Source organism: Deinococcus aetherius, from assembly GCF_025997855.1.
Lineage (GTDB): Bacteria > Deinococcota > Deinococci > Deinococcales > Deinococcaceae > Deinococcus > Deinococcus aetherius.
The window spans coordinates 437,962-451,980 of the sequence record NZ_AP026562.1; the positions used below are offsets into that span (position 1 = coordinate 437,962).

Consider the following 14,019-nt stretch of genomic DNA (forward strand, 5'->3'; position numbering starts at 1 on the left):
CCGGTTTCCTCCCCCCTCGTTCCCCGTTGGAGGTTCACCGATGTCTGTCCTGTCCTGGCGTTCCTGTCTGCTGGCCCTGTCCTCGCTGCTCGCCCTGGGCGGCGGGGCACCGGCCCAGACCGCTTCCCCCACCTCGACCAGCCCGGCCTACCCCGGCGCCCCACGCCCGGACGCCCCCGAGCTGAGTGCGCGCGGCCCACACGCGGTGGGAGTGCGAACCCTCTCGCTCGTGCGGCGGGACGTGCCGGACATCGCGCGGGCGGCGGCCATGTCACCCGCGCCCAACCCGCTCCCGCGCTACGACCGCCCGCTCACCGTGGAGGTGTGGTACCCGGCCACCCTGGCCGCCGGGCAGGCGCAGGCCACCGAGTACCGGGACGCGCTGGGCAGCGGGCCCGGGGACCCGAAGCGGCCCGTCGTGCCCTTCACCTTTCCGGGGCGGGCTGCCCGCGACGCCGCGCCCGCCGCTCAGGGTGGTCCCTACCCGCTCGTCATCTTCTCGCACGGGTACCCCGGCAGCCGCTACCTGATGAGCCGCCTCGCCGAGAACCTGGCGAGCAAGGGCTACGTGGTGGCCTCCATCGACCACACCGACAGCACCCACGCCGACAAGGCGGCCTTCGCCAGCACCCTCCTCAACCGCGCCCCGGACGACCAGGCGGTGCTCGACGGGGTGGCGGCCCTGGCCTCGGCCGGAAGCGGTTTCCTGCGCGGCCTCGTGGACGCGAACAACACGGCGCTGGTGGGCTACAGCATGGGGGGCTACGGGGCGCTCAACTTCGCGGGCGCGGGCTTCGCCCCCCAGGTGCTCGGCTTCGTGCCGGGCGGGGCGCTCGCCTCGCGCGGGGTGGGGGCCTACCGGGTGGACCCGCGCCTCAAGGCGGTCGTGGCCTTCGCCCCCTGGGGCGGGGACGCCGCCGTGCGGTCGGCGGGCATCAACAACGCGGCCCGCTTCGGCTTCTGGGACGCCGCCGGGCTGGGCGGCCTGCGGGTCCCGACCCTCTTCATCGTGGGCGACCACGACGACGTGTCCGGTTACGAGGGTGGGGTGAAGGCCCTCTTCGAGAACGCGGTGAACGCCGACCGCCACCTGCTCGTGTACCAGAACGCCCGCCACAACGTCGCGCCCAACCCGCCCCCGGCGGCGAGCCTGGGGAAGCCCGAGGAGTACGCCCACTACGCCGAGCCCGTCTGGGACATGGAGCGCCTGAACGACCTCAACGCGCACTTCGTCACGGCCTTCCTGAACCTGCGCCTCAAGGGCGACGCCGGGGCCGCCGCCTACCTCGACGGCACCTCCTGGAAGGGGTTCCCGGCCCGCAGCGCGCTCGGCATCGAGCTGCGCCACCTCCCGCCCCGGTAGGTCACCCATGACGGAAGACCCCGATCTGCCCACCCCCGCCGCCCGGGCGCGGGTCGCCTCGCTCGTCCTGATCACCGCTCTCACCGCCGGGCCGGGTGCTGCCTCGGTGCCGCCACCTTCCAGCGTGTCCCCCACCCTCCAGGCCCAGGTCGAGGCGCAGCCCTACCGCATCGGGGACTGGGCGGGCTTCCGGCCCCTCGCCGTCACCAGCCTCGACATCCTGATGCTGGGCGAGGCCGGGGAGGCGGATACCGGGGACCTCGACCTCGCGCGGCCGCTGCTCACCGTCGCCGTGTCGGCAAGCCCCTCGCCCGCCGTCGTCGCCCGGGAGGCGTTCGCCCGCCGCGCGCTGGAGTTCGTTCCCTTCGTCTCGGGCATCGTGGCCCAGAGCGCCGGGACCGTCCGCCGGGGCGGGGCCGAGTGGCACGAGACGGTGGGGCGGGCCCGCAGCCCCTCGGACCGGGAGGTGGTCGTGTTCCAGTCGATCCGCTTCGGGGCCCCCGGCACGCCGTATCTGCGGGTGGTGGGCCTCGCCCCGCTGGAGACGCGGGACGACGTGCTGCCGCGCTTCCGCCTGCTGGCCCGCAGCATCACCCCCAGGTAGCGGGAGGACCGGGTGCCCGACCTGTATGCCCGGCGAACGGCGGACGTGATCGGTGCGGGGCAAGCTCGCCCGCGACCCCTGCGCCTGCTGCTCGTGGGCGGCGGGCACGCGAACGTGGCGCTCCTCAAGGCCGCGCGCCGCTGGACCCGCCGGGGCGTCCGGGTCACGCTGGTGAGCGACGCCCGGCACCTCTACGCCTCGGGCATGACCCCGGAGTCCCTCGGCGGCGTCTACTCTGCGGAGGACGTGCGGATCGACCTGCTGCGCTGGTGCCTGGTCAACCACGTCGCGTTCGTCCAGGCGCGGGTGACGGGCCTCGACGTGGTCGCCCGGACCGCCCGCACCAGCCAGGGCGACATCCTTCCCTGCGATCTCGCCGTCTTCGACATCGGTGCCACGAACCCCCTGCGGGACCGGGCGGGGAGCGCGGTGCTCACCAAGCCCCTGCACCACATCGGGCGCCTGAGGGCCTGGCTGGAAGGGGGCTCCTCCTCCGGGCCGCCGCGCTCGCTCGTCGTCGTGGGCGGCGGCCCCGCCGGAACGGAGGTGCTGCTCAACGTCAGCGCCCGCTGGGGGCGCCGGACCGGCCCGGGCGCGCTGGGCCTTACGCTGGTGCATCCCGGAGGCCGCCTGATGCCGCAGTTCGCGCCCGGCCTGGGCCGCCGGGCCGAGCACCTGCTGCGCGGGCGCGGGGTGCGCGTCCTGCTGAACACCCGGGTCGAGCGGGTCGAGGAGGGCGCCGTGGTGCTGGAAGGCGGGGAACGGCTTCCCGGGGACGTGGTGCTGTGGGCCACCGGCACGCGCGGGCAGGCCCTCTTCGGGGAGGCGGGTCTCCCGGTGGACGGGCAGGGGTACGTGCAGGTCGACCGTCGCCTGCGGGTGCTCGGCCAGCCCTGGCTGTTCGCGGCGGGCGACTGCGCGGTCATGGAGGGCCGCCGCCTCGACCGCAGCGGCGTGAACGCCGTGGCGCAGGGGCTGGTCCTGCGCGGCCACTTGGACCGGCTGGTGAACGCCTGGCAGGCGGGGAGGGACCCGGCGGGAGTGTCCCTGTCGCCCTTCCGCCCGTACCCGGTCGCCCCCTACCTCATCTCGACCGGCACCCCCGAGGGGATGCTCGCGCTCGGCCCGCGCGTGGGGCTGCGCGGGCGCCCGCTGCTGTGGTGCAAGCACCTTGCCGACCGCGTCTGGGTCGGGCGTTACCGCTTCCCGGCCTGAAGGCTCTCGGCAACGCAGTCCTGGCGGTGGGGAACTCAGGTGGCGGCTCCAACGCCCCTGGGCGGGCAACGTCCTCGCGCTCGACCACACGCCGGGGCGGGAAGACGCTCGCCCTGACCGTGCCCCTGGGCTCCTGGGCTATCCCGGGGGTGGAGGGGGCCGTTCGGCTCAGCCCTGACCGGCCTTCCCCGCCTCCCGGAAGGACAGAACCTCGTAGGGAAGCTGCGGGGGCAGGTCCGGCGAGGCCTCGCGCCGCCGCGCGTGTTCGGCCTGAGCGAGGACGTGGACGTCCTGACTCACCTTTCCAATCCACAAAGGACCCTCGTAGACGAACCGGGAGCGGTGGCCGTCCGCCCACCGAATCAGGACGTGCCACCGCAGCACCCCCGGGGGAGTCATGGCGCCCGGGGGACCGGGGGTCGGCCCACCTGAACAGGGTCGTTCATCCTCATGTCGCTGAGGCGAGTGTACCCCGACCTCCCGACCTGTCCCACGGAACGGGTCAGGCCCCCTCCTACCGGTTCTGCGGGAAGCCCAGGTCCACCCGGCTGCTCGCGGGGTCGGGCCAGCGCGAGGTGACGACCTTGGAGCGGGTGTAGAACTTGATCCCCTCCGGCCCGTACATGTGGCTGTCCCCGAAAAGGCTCGCCTTCCAGCCGCCGAAGGAGTAGTAAGCCACCGGCACGGGGATGGGCACATTGATGCCCACCATGCCGACCTCGACCTCGAACTGGAATTTCCGGGCCGCCCCGCCGTCCCGGGTGAAGATGGCCGTGCCGTTGCCGTACTGATTCTCGTTGATGAGTTTCAGGCCCTCTTCGTAGCTGCTCGAGCGCACCACACAGAGAACGGGGCCGAAAATCTCGTCCTGGTAGGCGTCCATCTCGGGCGTCACGTGGTCGAGGAGCGACACGCCCAGGAAGAAGCCGTCCCCCTCGAAGGGCTGCTCGCGCCCGTCCACCACCACCGTCGCGCCCTGGCCCCGCGCGCTCTCGATATACCCCGCCACCCGGTCGCGGTGCTCGCGGGTGATCAGGGGGCCCATCTCGTTGCCGGGCTGGTCCCCGGGGCCGACCTTGAGGGCGGGCAGGCGTTCCTGAATGGCCGACACGAGGGCATCACCCACGTCACCAACGGCCACGAGGACGGAGATCGCCATGCACCGCTCGCCCGCCGAGCCGTACGCGGCAGAGACGGCGGCGTCGGCGGCCATGCCCACGTCGGCATCGGGGAGGACGAGCATGTGGTTCTTCGCCCCGCCGAGGGCCTGTACCCGCTTGCCGTGCGCGGTGCCCTTCTGGTAGATGCTCCGCGCGATGGGCGTGCTGCCCACGAAGCTCACGGCGGCGATGCCGGGATGCTCCAGCAGGGCGTCCACCGCCTCCTTGTCGCCGTGGACGACGCTGAACACGCCGTCGGGCAATCCCGCTTCCTTCAACAGTTCCGCCAGGAAGAGGCTCGCGCTGGGGTCCCGCTCGCTGGGCTTGAGGATGAAGGCGTTTCCGCACGCGAGCGCGTTCGCCATCATCCACAGCGGCACCATCGCCGGGAAGTTGAAGGGCGTGATGCCCGCCACGACGCCGAGCGGCTGCTGGATGGAGTACACGTCCACGCCCGTGCTCGCCTGCTCGGAGTAGCCGCCCTTGAGCAGGTTCGGCACTCCGCAGGCGTACTCCACGTTCTCGATGCCTCGCGCGATCTCGCCCAGCGCGTCGGCATGAACTTTGCCGTGCTCACGGGTCAGGATACGGGCAAGTTCGTCGCGGTTGCGGTCCAGCAGGTCGCGGAAGCGGAAGAGGACTTCGGCACGCTTGCCTAGGGGCGCGGCACGCCATGTCTTGGCCGCAGCCGCGGCGATCTCGACAGCCTGATCCACTTCTTCGCGGCTGGCGAGGGGCACTTGGGCCTGTACCTGCCCCGTCGCCGGGTTGTAGACGGGGGCGGTGCGTCCGGAGGTGCCCTCAGCCGGTTTGCCCGAGAGCCAGTGGGTGAGGGTGAGGACGGCGGGCTTTTGGGCGGTGCTGGTCATGGTAGGAACCTCTGGGGCTGGTGCAAACACGGAGGGCTTTGCTGCTGTCCTCTCCCCCTTGAGGGGGGAGGCCGGGTGGGGGGGAGCGGGCCGGGCGTCAGGAGGCCAATGGAAAGGGAGAAGCCCTCTTCTTGGCGGTGAAGCTGGTCACACGCCCCCTCACCCCGGCCCTCTCCCACGAGGGGAGAGGGGGAAAGGCACGTCCTCTTCAGTCTGCCGCCACCGGAGCCCCGATCATCTCGTCCACGAGGGCCAGCGCCTCCTCGTACACGTCGAGCCCGGCGTCCAGCTCCTCCTTCGTGATCACGAGGGGCGGGCAGACCCAGACCATGTTGAAGCGGCTGAAGGCGTAGACGTGCTTGGACTTGAGGTAAGCGGCAAGCTTCGCCATCTCCGGCGAGGTGCCGTTGAAGGGGGCCAGCGGCTCCTTCGTCTTCTTGTCCTTCACGAGTTCCAGCACGCTGAAGAGGCCGATGTACCGCACGTCGCCCACGCAGGCGTACTTGCGTTTCATAGCCTCCAGGCGCTCGCCCAGGTAGGCTCCCAATTCCAGCGTGTGCTCGAAGAGATTTTCCTCCTCGTACACCTTGAGGTTGGCGATGGCGGCGGCCAGGGACACCGGATGGCCGCTGTACGTCAGGCCGCCCGCCAGAAAGTTCTTCTCGAAGTGGTCGGCGATCTTCTGGTTGACGATGACGGCGCCCAGCGGCATGTACCCGCTCGTGAGGCCCTTGGCGCAGGTCACGATGTCGGGCACGATGCCGTAGTGCTGGGTGGCGAGCCACTTGCCGGTGCGCCCGAAGCCGCTCATCACCTCGTCGTCGATCAGGAGGATGCCGTACTTGTCGAGCAGCGCCCGCAACCGGGGGTAGTAGCTGTCGGGCGGGATCAGCAGGCCGTTGCTGCCCGTGATGCCCTCCACCAGCATGGCCGCGATGGTGTGGGGGCCCTCCATTTGAATGACTTCCTCAATGTGGGTGATGCAGCCGTCCTCCCACTCCTCGGCGCTGCCGCCCATCGGCGGGCGGTACATGTAGGGGTCGAACACCCGCACGATCCCGGGAATGCCCGGCTCCACCGGCCAGCGCCGGGGATCGCCCGAGGCGCTCATGGAGCCCATCGTCGCCCCGTGGTAGGAGCGGTAACGGGTGATGATCTTGTCGCGCCCGGTGTAGAGCTTCGCCATCTTGATGGCGTTCTCATTGGCCTCGGAGCCGCCCAGGGTGAAGAAGCTCTTGGCGAGGCCAGTCACTTCCGCGAGCTTCTTGCCCAGCTCCGCGCGCACATCGGTAGCGAAGGACGGCCCGGCGAAGCACATCTGGTCCACCTGATCCTTGATGGCCTGCAAAACCTTCGGATGCTGGTGCCCCACGTTGATGTTGATGAGCTGCGAGGAGAAGTCGAGCCAGGTGTTGCCGTCGCCGTCGTAGAAGTGGCTGCCCTTCCCGCCCGTCATATGGATGGGGTTGGCCTGCCCCTGCACGCTCCACGAGAAGAGGGTGTATTCGCGGTTCTCGGCGATGACCTGTTGGGTGTCGGGTCTGGGTTCCGGCATGGGGTGCCTCCTGGCGGAGAAGGGAAAGAGGGACAACTTGATCGTAGGTTCCGCGCGTGAGGCTGCCAAGAGACAGAGTGTCTAACGCTCCGTGGGCATCGGCACCGCCTCGGCCACCTCGCTGCGGCTGAGTTCCAGGGCGAGGTGGAGGCCGAGTTGTCGCCGGGGTGAGTCGAGGTCGCCGAGCATCGCCCGCAACTGCTCCAGGCGGTAGTACACGGTCTGACGGCGCACGCCAAGTCGCCTCGCCGACTCCGCCATATTGAAGTTCGTCTCCAGCAGGGCGGCCAGGGTGCCGATCAGGGTGACTCGCGCCCGGGTCGGAAGGACGAGGAGTGGCCCGAGTTGCGCCTCCAAAAAGGCCCGGCTGCGCCCCGTCTCGGCCAGGGCGTCGAGAAGGGGCGCGAGGCTGGGCTCCCCGTGTTCGGCAGGTTGCCGGAGGATGCGCGCGTGGGCCGCCCGGGTGAGCTGGGCGAAGTTGACCTCCTGCCGGAAGACGAGGAGCGGGAAGTCGTAGAGCCGGGCGGCCCCCAGCACGGCGGGCGGCGGCTCCCGCACCTCCCGCACGAGTTCGAGGGCCAGCCCGCTCGCCCCTCGCTCGGCCAGCGAGCGGATGTAGGCGTGGCTCGCCTCCTCCGCTGCATTGACCAGGGGAGCGCCGACCGACAGCAGCAGCTCACCGCCGCTGAGGAACCGGGCGGCGTCTGGGATTTCCGAGACATGCACCCAGGTCACCGGTTCCCCCAGCCGGGCGTGACCACTCAGCACCTCCGCGCCCGTGAAGGCCGGGAGGGTCAGGAGTTCGCGCAGGGTGGGGAGCATGGAAACTTACCCCTCGTTCTCGGCGTGCCAGTCGTAGGTATAGGGCAACAGCTCGCGGATGCCGACGCGCCGCACCTGCCCGCCGTCGGGGACGAGGACATCGATGTTCGGGTGGTAGTCGAACAGAATTTGCCTGCACCGTCCACAGGGAGCCAGGACACCGCGGTCACGGTTGCCCACCGCGACGATCAACTCCAACGGGGCAGCCTGTCGCGCGACGGCAACAGCCAGAGCCACCGGCTCGGCACAGGGACCGCCCGTGAAGTGGTACAGGTTGATCCCCTCGAACAACCGACCTTCAGCGTCGCGGACTATCGCGGCGACCGTATGGTTCTCGTCGGCGGGGAGGGAGGCAATGAGGGCCTTTCCCCTTTCCACCAGGGCTTGATCAGCGGCAGAGATCATCTTCGTTCCAGTATCTCAGCCCTTGCCCAATTCTGCGGCTTGTCCCCGGCACAACCCAACTCACCCTGGAGCATGGGTCAGGAGGCCGTGGCGGCGAGCGGATGACCCAGCGCGAAGCGGATGAAGTCGCGGGTGAGGGCGAGGTCATTCGGGTCCGCGGGTCGCTGATACCGCGTGAACTGATCGGCGTGCTTGGCCCAGGCGCGCCCCAGGAGCGGCGCCCACTCGGGGGCGTGGCGCTCTGCCCAGGCGACCGCCGCCTTCTTGGAATGCACCTGACCCGTGTTCAGGGTCTGCAGCATCCGGGTCATGAGGAGGACCACGAGGGGCTGCAACCAATCGTTGTTCAGGCCGTCGGGGGTCCAGGCCCAGCCCCTCGAACTTTCCTCCGATTCGCCGAGCAGCGCGCGGCCCCACCTGTGTAAGAGGGTCCGCACCTCGGCGCGCAGATCGTTCGGGTCCACCGGGTCAATGAGTTCCCGTGGCGGTGGTCCGGCGAGGGCAAGACCGTGCTCACGCGTGACCCAGCGCACGACCAGGGTGTTGTCGTGGTCGGAGAATTCCAGATCGCGGCCGCCGTGGTTGAAGTAGGGAATGGGCGTGCGGGCCGGGTCGGGGCGGCGCAGCAGGTCCGCCGGGAAGTACGAGCCTTCCAGGTGCTTCCCCCAATGCGCAAATTCGTCGTAGAGCGTGCGCTGCAACGCCTGCACCGCCGCCTGCTGCGGCTCCGTCAGGAATGCCCGCGTGACGACCAGGAAATCCACGTCGCTGCCCGCGTCGGCGTCACCGAGGGCGAAGGAGCCGGAAAGGTAGACTCCCATCAAATCCGGCCTCAACGCTTCCCGAGTCCCCTCGACCAGCCGCGTCAGCACGTCGTTGAGGGCAACAAAGGGCGTGAGGTCCGTCACCACTACTGCTCCGCCACCCACTCCATCGCCCGACTCGCCAGCCGGTCGAAGGCCTTCACGCTCTGCATGATGTGCTCCTCCCGCGTGTCCTCGATCTTGTTGTGGCTGATGCCACGCAGGCTTTGCACGAACATCATGACCGTGGGCGCCCCGGCGCGGGCCACTTCTGCCGCGTCATGGAGCGGGCCGCTGGGCAGGCGGTGACTGGTCGGCACCGTCTCCAGGATGGCCGCCTCCGCCGCGTCAATGAGGTTGGGGTGGAAGGGGATGGGCTCGATGTTCCACAGGTTGCCGAATTCGACGGTGCAGCCGCCCTCCCGCGCGAACTGCTGTGCCGCCTCCCGCGCGTCCTGCCACATCGCCGCCAATTTGTCGGCGTCGAGGTGCCGCTGGTCGAGCGTGATCTCGCACCGCTCCACAACGCTCGTGACGATGCCGGGCCACGTCTTGACGCTGCCTATCGTGCAGACGCCGCCGTGCCGCTCCGCGATGGCGTAGATTTCCTGTCCCAGCCGCGCCGCCGCCAGGAAAGCGTCGCGCCGGACGTTCATCGGCGTGCTGCCCGCGTGCGCCGCCTGCCCGTGAAAGGTCAGGGTATGGCGCTCGACCCCCACCGTGCCCAGCACCGCGCCCAGCGGCAGGCCCAGCCCCTCCAGCACCGGCCCCTGCTCGATGTGCAGTTCGAGGTAGGCGGCGGCGTTCCTCAGTTCCTGCCGGGCCTGCGGGGCGTCCTCCAGACGAACACCCACCCGTTCCAGCGCTGCCCCCAAACTCACCCCATCCCGGTCGGTCAACTTCGCCATTTCGGACACGTCGAAATGGCCGCTCGCCGCGCTCGACCCGTACAGGGAACGTCCAAAACGCGCTCCCTCCTCGTCGGCCCAGTCCACGAGGCGCACGGTGACGGGCGGACGGCCCCCGTACTCGGCGTTCACGCGCCGCAGCACCTCCAGCCCGGCGAGCACGTTGAGGCAGCCGTCGAGCCACCCCCCGTTCGGCACGCTGTCGAGGTGGCCGCCGATCAGCAACTCGCGCTCGGACTCGCCCCTCAGCGTGGCCCACAGGTTCCCGGCGGGGTCCTGGTGAACCTCCACGGGAAGCTCGGCGAGGCGCTCTTTCAGAAACTCCCGGGCGCGCAGCCAGGTGTCGGTGAAGGCGACCCGCTGGGCCCCGTTCTCATCGCCCGTGAGGCGCCGCAACTCCTTGAGTTCCGCAACGGTGCGGGCCGGGTTGGGCCCGGTAGGGGTCGTCTCGGTGGCCTCTCCCGCGCTCACCGCGCCGCCTTCTTCCCGGTCGCGGCCTCCCACACGCTGTAGGTCACGGCGCCCGCGTCGGGGTCGGCCTTGAGGATGCCCAGGTTCTTGAGGAGGGCCACGTTGTTGCGGTACACGGCGGGGTCGAGGTATCCGGCCATGCCCCGCGTCGTCGGGCCGGTGTTGTAGAGCTTGGCGACCTCCGCCATCTGCCACGTCTGGTGAGATTTGGCATCGGCGCGGGTGCCGCTGCCCTTACAGGTGTTGCCGCAGAGTGGCAAGACGATATTCACGGCCTCGGCCTGGTTCTTGACCGCGTAGTCCCAGCCCTTCAGCGTTGCGCGCACGAGTTTGGCAGCGATCTGCTGGCCGCTCTGCCCGCTGCCCTTGAAGTTGGTCGTCTTGAGCGTGCGGTCGGTGGTGAACATCAGGTCTTCGAGGAGGTTGATCCCGTAGTCGGCGGTGCGGAAAATCCGCAGCTTGTCGAGGCTGTACCCCAGCCCCACGATCTGGTCGATCTCGTTGTAGGTCATCGCCGACACGAGGTCCACCTTGTCGGGGAACACGATGCTGGGGTCGAAGGGGTAGGTGACCGCCTGCACGCTGGGGTTGCTCACGGTACTGTCGAGGCTGGTGGTCAGGCCGTACTTCTTCATCAGCGCCACCGCCGGGTACTCGTTGCCGCTGGGCCACACACCTACCCGCTTACCTCGGAAGTCCTGCGGTTTGGTGATGTTGCTGTTTTTCAGGGCGACGAGCGTGTACCCGCTCTTCTGGAAGAGCTGCGCGATGTGCGTCACCGGGATGCCCTGCGCCCGCGCGGTGAGCAGGTCCGTGATCCAGGTCGTGCCGAAGTCGGCGGTGCCCGTCGCCACCGTCTGAATCGGCGACTGGTCCCCGGTGGGCAGGAACTGCACGTCCAGCCCCTCGGCCCGGTAGAAGCCTTTCGCCTGCGCCACGAAAAAGCCCGCGAACTGCGCCTGCGGGAACCACTTGAGCTGCACCTTGACCGGCACGAGCTTCTGGGCTCCGGCGCCGGGGGCGAGCAGGGCGGCGGCAAGCGCGGCGGTGGCAGCGACGGTCAGCTTGGAATGCTTCATGTGTTCCTCCGGGGGAGAAGAAAGGCGGGATAAAAACTTGTGTTCAAAGAATGCCGAGCGTCTCGGCTTTTCCTGGTGACTGGACACTGGCGACTGGCAACCCTCCCTAGCTGCCCTGCGGTACCGGCGCGAACCGCCGCTCCAGCACGCTGATCAGCCCGAAAAACGCCAGCCCCACCACGCTCGCCAGCACGATAGCCGCCCACACGACGGCGAGGTTGAACCGCCCCACCTCGATCTGGATGCGGAAGCCCAGCCCGTGCCCGGTCGTGCCGAAGAACTCTGCAACGATGGCCGAGATCAGGGCGAGGGTGCTCCCCACCTTGAGGGCGTTGAAGACGAAGGGCAGCGCCGTGGGCACCCGGACGGTGCGAAAGGTCTGGGCGGGGCTCGCCGCGTAGGTGTGCAGCAGGTCGAGGTGCAGGGGCTGGGCCGCCTGCAACCCGCGCACCGCGTTCACGACGACCGGAAACAGCACCGTGACCGCCACGACGACCATCTTGCTCGGCCACTCCAGCCCCAGCGCCTTCACGACCACCGGGGCGAGCGCCACGATGGGCACCGAGCTGAAGAGGGCCGCGTAGGGCAAGAGCCCGCGTTCGAGAAAGCGGAATCGCACCACCAGTAGCGCGAGCACGAGTCCGATCACCGTGCCCACCCCGAAGCCCAGCAGCGCCTCCAGCACGAAGGTGTAAAAGGTGTCCTGAAGAAGGACCGTCCGCGCCTCCCACAGCGCGGCGAGCACCCGGCTGGGGGTGGGGATCAGGCCCGCCGGGACTCCGTAGGCCCGCAGCAGGACCTCCACGGCGAGCACCGTCAGCAGCCCCGTGAGGGCGGCGGGGAGGACCCGGGCGGCCCTTCCTTCTCCCCGTGCCGCCAAACGAATGCCGAGCACGCCCAAGAGCAGCAGCGCCAGCACTCCCAGCAGCCAGGGTAGCGGGCGGCCGGGGGCCGTTCCCACTCGGGCCAGCGCGACGGCGAGCCCCAGCAGGCCGAAGCCGCTCAGCGCCAGCGGGAGCATGGCCCCTAACCCCGGACGGCGGGCGGCCCCGCGCCACGTCACCGCCCCACTCGCCACGGCGTCACCACCCTTTCAAGAAGTCCGACGAGGGCGACCAGCCCCACGCCCAGCGCCGCACCGTAGGTCATGATCACCCAGAGCGCAATCGTGTCCGATGCTCGCGAGTTCTCGGCCAGCATCTTGCCCAGGCCCGAAAAGGAGATGGTGCTGATCTCCGCCACGATGCTGCCGACCAGCGCCGCCGTCACCGCCACCTTGAGCGCCGTGAAGAGGTACGGCAGGCTGGCGGGCAGCCGAAGCTGGAAGAACACCCGCCCCGGCGAGGCGCTGTACGTCCGCATCAGGTCGAGTTGCAGCGCGTCCGGGCTCCGCAGCCCCCGGCTCATCCCCACGGCGACTGGGAAAAAGGCGATATACGCGGCGATGAGCGCCTTGGGCAGAAAGCCCTGCACCCCGTACTGCCCCAGCAGCACCGCCAGCATGGGCGCGATGGCGACGATGGGCACGGTTTGAGAGGTGACGAGCCAGGGCAGCGTGGCCCGCTCGAACGACCGACTCAGCACCAGCAGCGCGGCCAGAACCAGCCCGAGCCCGGTTGCCAGAACGAGCCCCAGCAGGGTTTCCCCACCCGTCACGACGGCGTTGTAGGGCGCGGAGGTCGGGGCGGTGGGAGGCACGCTGAGCGAGCGGAACCCCTGCGCGAGTTGTCCGGGCGCGGGCAGCACCGGGTTTCTAAGCTGCGTGGCACAGGCAATTGCAGTAGGACATCCCAAGTCCGCCCCATTGGCAAGCGCCCGCGACGCCGGGCCGACGTTCGCCCACAGCATCAGCGGGAGGTACAGCAGGACGGCGATCACCAGCACCACCAGCATCGGGAGGAGGGGGGACCCGGCGAGTCGCCCCCTCCTGGGCGCGGCGGTCATGCGTGCCCCTTCCTGAGCAGTTCCCGCACCTGGGTCATCAGCTCGAAGAAGCGCGGCAGTTCCCGGGTGTCGTCTCCCCGGGGCTGCGGCAGGTCCACGTCCACCACGCCCTCGATCTTGCCGGGCCGGGCGGTCATGACCACGACCCTCGTGCTCAGGAACACCGCCTCGCTGATGCTGTGCGTCACGAAGATGACCGTCTTGCCCGTCTCGCGCCACAGCCGCAAGAGTTCGAGGTTGAGGTGCTCGCGCGTGATCTCGTCGAGCGCCCCGAAGGGCTCGTCCATGAACAGGAGTGGCGGGTCGAAGGCGAGCGCCCGGGCGATGCTCACCCGCTGCTGCATTCCGCCCGAAAGCTGCCAGGGGTAACGCCGCTCGAAGCCCGCCAGCCCCACGAGGTTGAGCATCTCGCGGGCGCGGGCCACCCGGTCGCCGGGCACGTTCATCACCTCCAGCGGCAGCAGGACGTTGCTCAGCACCGTGCGCCACTCCAGCAATGCGGGGGCCTGGAAGACATACCCGTATTGCCGCTCCCGCCGCGCCTGCCCCGGCGGCTGACCCCCGATCAGGATCGTCCCCGCAGTCGGCTGCACGAGGTCCGCCAGCAGCCGCAGCAGCGTCGTCTTGCCGCACCCCGACGGCCCGATCAGGCTGATAAATTCCCCCCGCCCGATGTTGAGGTTCGCGTCCTGAAGGGCAACCGTCTGCCCGCCCGGATGCGGAAAGACCATCTGGAGGTCACGGATGGAAACGATGGGCTCAGAGGAGGGGGGGTGAACGGCCTGGGTGGTGAGCACTTGTGTCACGGGGCGCTCCTCTGG

Annotated in this window: 14 protein-coding genes; 3 read left to right on the forward strand and 11 right to left on the reverse strand. The window is 69.7% G+C overall.

The annotated features are described in order from the left end of the window. Positions 1-40: 40 nt before the first annotated feature. From DAETH_RS21700 to DAETH_RS21710, 3 genes are read left to right on the forward strand one after another with little or no spacing between them, the layout of a single operon-like run. Positions 41-1,363 (forward strand): alpha/beta hydrolase family protein, encoded by a 1,323-nt coding sequence (locus DAETH_RS21700; RefSeq protein WP_264778200.1) that lies wholly within the window; start codon positions 41-43, stop codon positions 1,361-1,363. Between the two features lie 7 nt (positions 1,364-1,370). Beyond that, complete coding sequence (locus tag DAETH_RS21705) at positions 1,371-1,967, forward strand: hypothetical protein (RefSeq protein WP_264778201.1); 597 nt, start codon at positions 1,371-1,373, stop codon at positions 1,965-1,967. Positions 1,968-1,979: 12 nt separating this feature from the next. Continuing rightward, positions 1,980-3,182 carry an NAD(P)/FAD-dependent oxidoreductase gene (locus DAETH_RS21710; protein ID WP_264778202.1) on the forward strand — a complete coding sequence of 401 codons (1,203 nt, stop codon included), beginning with the start codon at positions 1,980-1,982 and terminating at the stop codon, positions 3,180-3,182. Positions 3,183-3,350: 168 nt separating this feature from the next. On the opposite strand, the gene DAETH_RS21715 is transcribed toward DAETH_RS21710, so the two are convergent. The 11 genes from DAETH_RS21715 to DAETH_RS21765 all read right to left on the reverse strand — a co-directional run bounded on the left by DAETH_RS21715 (position 3,351) and on the right by DAETH_RS21765 (position 13,929). Then, the gene (locus DAETH_RS21715) at positions 3,351-3,581 is read right to left on the reverse strand and encodes a hypothetical protein (RefSeq protein WP_264778203.1); all 231 of its coding nucleotides are present in this window, start codon (positions 3,579-3,581) and stop codon (positions 3,351-3,353) included. Between the two features lie 115 nt (positions 3,582-3,696). Next, on the reverse strand, positions 3,697-5,211 hold the full coding sequence (locus tag DAETH_RS21720) for a CoA-acylating methylmalonate-semialdehyde dehydrogenase (protein ID WP_264778204.1): 1,515 nt from the start codon (positions 5,209-5,211) through the stop codon (positions 3,697-3,699). A gap of 208 nt (positions 5,212-5,419) precedes the next feature. Then, positions 5,420-6,766, reverse strand: coding sequence for an aminotransferase class III-fold pyridoxal phosphate-dependent enzyme (locus tag DAETH_RS21725; protein WP_264778205.1), 1,347 nt, complete (start codon positions 6,764-6,766; stop codon positions 5,420-5,422). Positions 6,767-6,847: 81 nt separating this feature from the next. Continuing rightward, the gene (locus DAETH_RS21730; RefSeq protein ID WP_264778206.1) at positions 6,848-7,588 is read right to left on the reverse strand and encodes a PucR family transcriptional regulator; all 741 of its coding nucleotides are present in this window, start codon (positions 7,586-7,588) and stop codon (positions 6,848-6,850) included. Between the two features lie 6 nt (positions 7,589-7,594). Then, positions 7,595-7,993, reverse strand: coding sequence for a cytidine/deoxycytidylate deaminase family protein (locus DAETH_RS21735; protein ID WP_264778207.1), 399 nt, complete (start codon positions 7,991-7,993; stop codon positions 7,595-7,597). A 77-nt stretch (positions 7,994-8,070) separates the two neighbouring features. Further along, positions 8,071-8,901, reverse strand: a complete 831-nt coding sequence (locus DAETH_RS21740) for an aminoglycoside adenylyltransferase domain-containing protein (RefSeq protein ID WP_264778208.1) — start codon at positions 8,899-8,901, stop codon at positions 8,071-8,073. A gap of 2 nt (positions 8,902-8,903) precedes the next feature. After that, positions 8,904-10,175: a M20 family metallo-hydrolase gene (locus tag DAETH_RS21745; protein WP_264778209.1), complete on the reverse strand. Its 1,272-nt coding sequence runs from the start codon at positions 10,173-10,175 to the stop codon at positions 8,904-8,906. Then, complete coding sequence (locus DAETH_RS21750; protein ID WP_264778210.1) at positions 10,172-11,254, reverse strand: ABC transporter substrate-binding protein; 1,083 nt, start codon at positions 11,252-11,254, stop codon at positions 10,172-10,174. The genes DAETH_RS21745 and DAETH_RS21750 overlap by 4 nt, the downstream gene beginning before the upstream one ends. Before the next feature lie 106 nt (positions 11,255-11,360). Then, a complete protein-coding gene (locus DAETH_RS21755) occupies positions 11,361-12,332 on the reverse strand; it encodes an ABC transporter permease (protein ID WP_264778211.1) in 972 nt (323 codons plus the stop codon). Beyond that, a complete protein-coding gene (locus DAETH_RS21760) occupies positions 12,314-13,198 on the reverse strand; it encodes an ABC transporter permease (RefSeq protein ID WP_264778212.1) in 885 nt (294 codons plus the stop codon). The genes DAETH_RS21755 and DAETH_RS21760 overlap by 19 nt, the downstream gene beginning before the upstream one ends. Continuing rightward, positions 13,195-13,929: an ABC transporter ATP-binding protein gene (locus tag DAETH_RS21765; RefSeq protein ID WP_264778566.1), complete on the reverse strand. Its 735-nt coding sequence runs from the start codon at positions 13,927-13,929 to the stop codon at positions 13,195-13,197. Before DAETH_RS21765 ends, DAETH_RS21760 begins: the two co-directional genes overlap by 4 nt. Positions 13,930-14,019 lie beyond the last annotated feature (90 nt).

Coding starts and splice junctions, on each gene's coding strand:
- DAETH_RS21760 (WP_264778212.1), bottom strand. CDS start 13,198: ATGACCGCCGCGCCCAGGAGGGGGCGACTCGCCGGGTCCCCCCTCCTC.
- DAETH_RS21735 (WP_264778207.1), bottom strand. CDS start 7,993: ATGATCTCTGCCGCTGATCAAGCCCTGGTGGAAAGGGGAAAGGCCCTC.
- DAETH_RS21705 (WP_264778201.1), top strand. CDS start 1,371: ATGACGGAAGACCCCGATCTGCCCACCCCCGCCGCCCGGGCGCGGGTC.
- DAETH_RS21765 (WP_264778566.1), bottom strand. CDS start 13,929: ATGGTCTTTCCGCATCCGGGCGGGCAGACGGTTGCCCTTCAGGACGCG.
- DAETH_RS21750 (WP_264778210.1), bottom strand. CDS start 11,254: ATGAAGCATTCCAAGCTGACCGTCGCTGCCACCGCCGCGCTTGCCGCC.
- DAETH_RS21700 (WP_264778200.1), top strand. CDS start 41: ATGTCTGTCCTGTCCTGGCGTTCCTGTCTGCTGGCCCTGTCCTCGCTG.
- DAETH_RS21720 (WP_264778204.1), bottom strand. CDS start 5,211: ATGACCAGCACCGCCCAAAAGCCCGCCGTCCTCACCCTCACCCACTGG.
- DAETH_RS21725 (WP_264778205.1), bottom strand. CDS start 6,766: ATGCCGGAACCCAGACCCGACACCCAACAGGTCATCGCCGAGAACCGC.
- DAETH_RS21715 (WP_264778203.1), bottom strand. CDS start 3,581: ATGACTCCCCCGGGGGTGCTGCGGTGGCACGTCCTGATTCGGTGGGCG.
- DAETH_RS21730 (WP_264778206.1), bottom strand. CDS start 7,588: ATGCTCCCCACCCTGCGCGAACTCCTGACCCTCCCGGCCTTCACGGGC.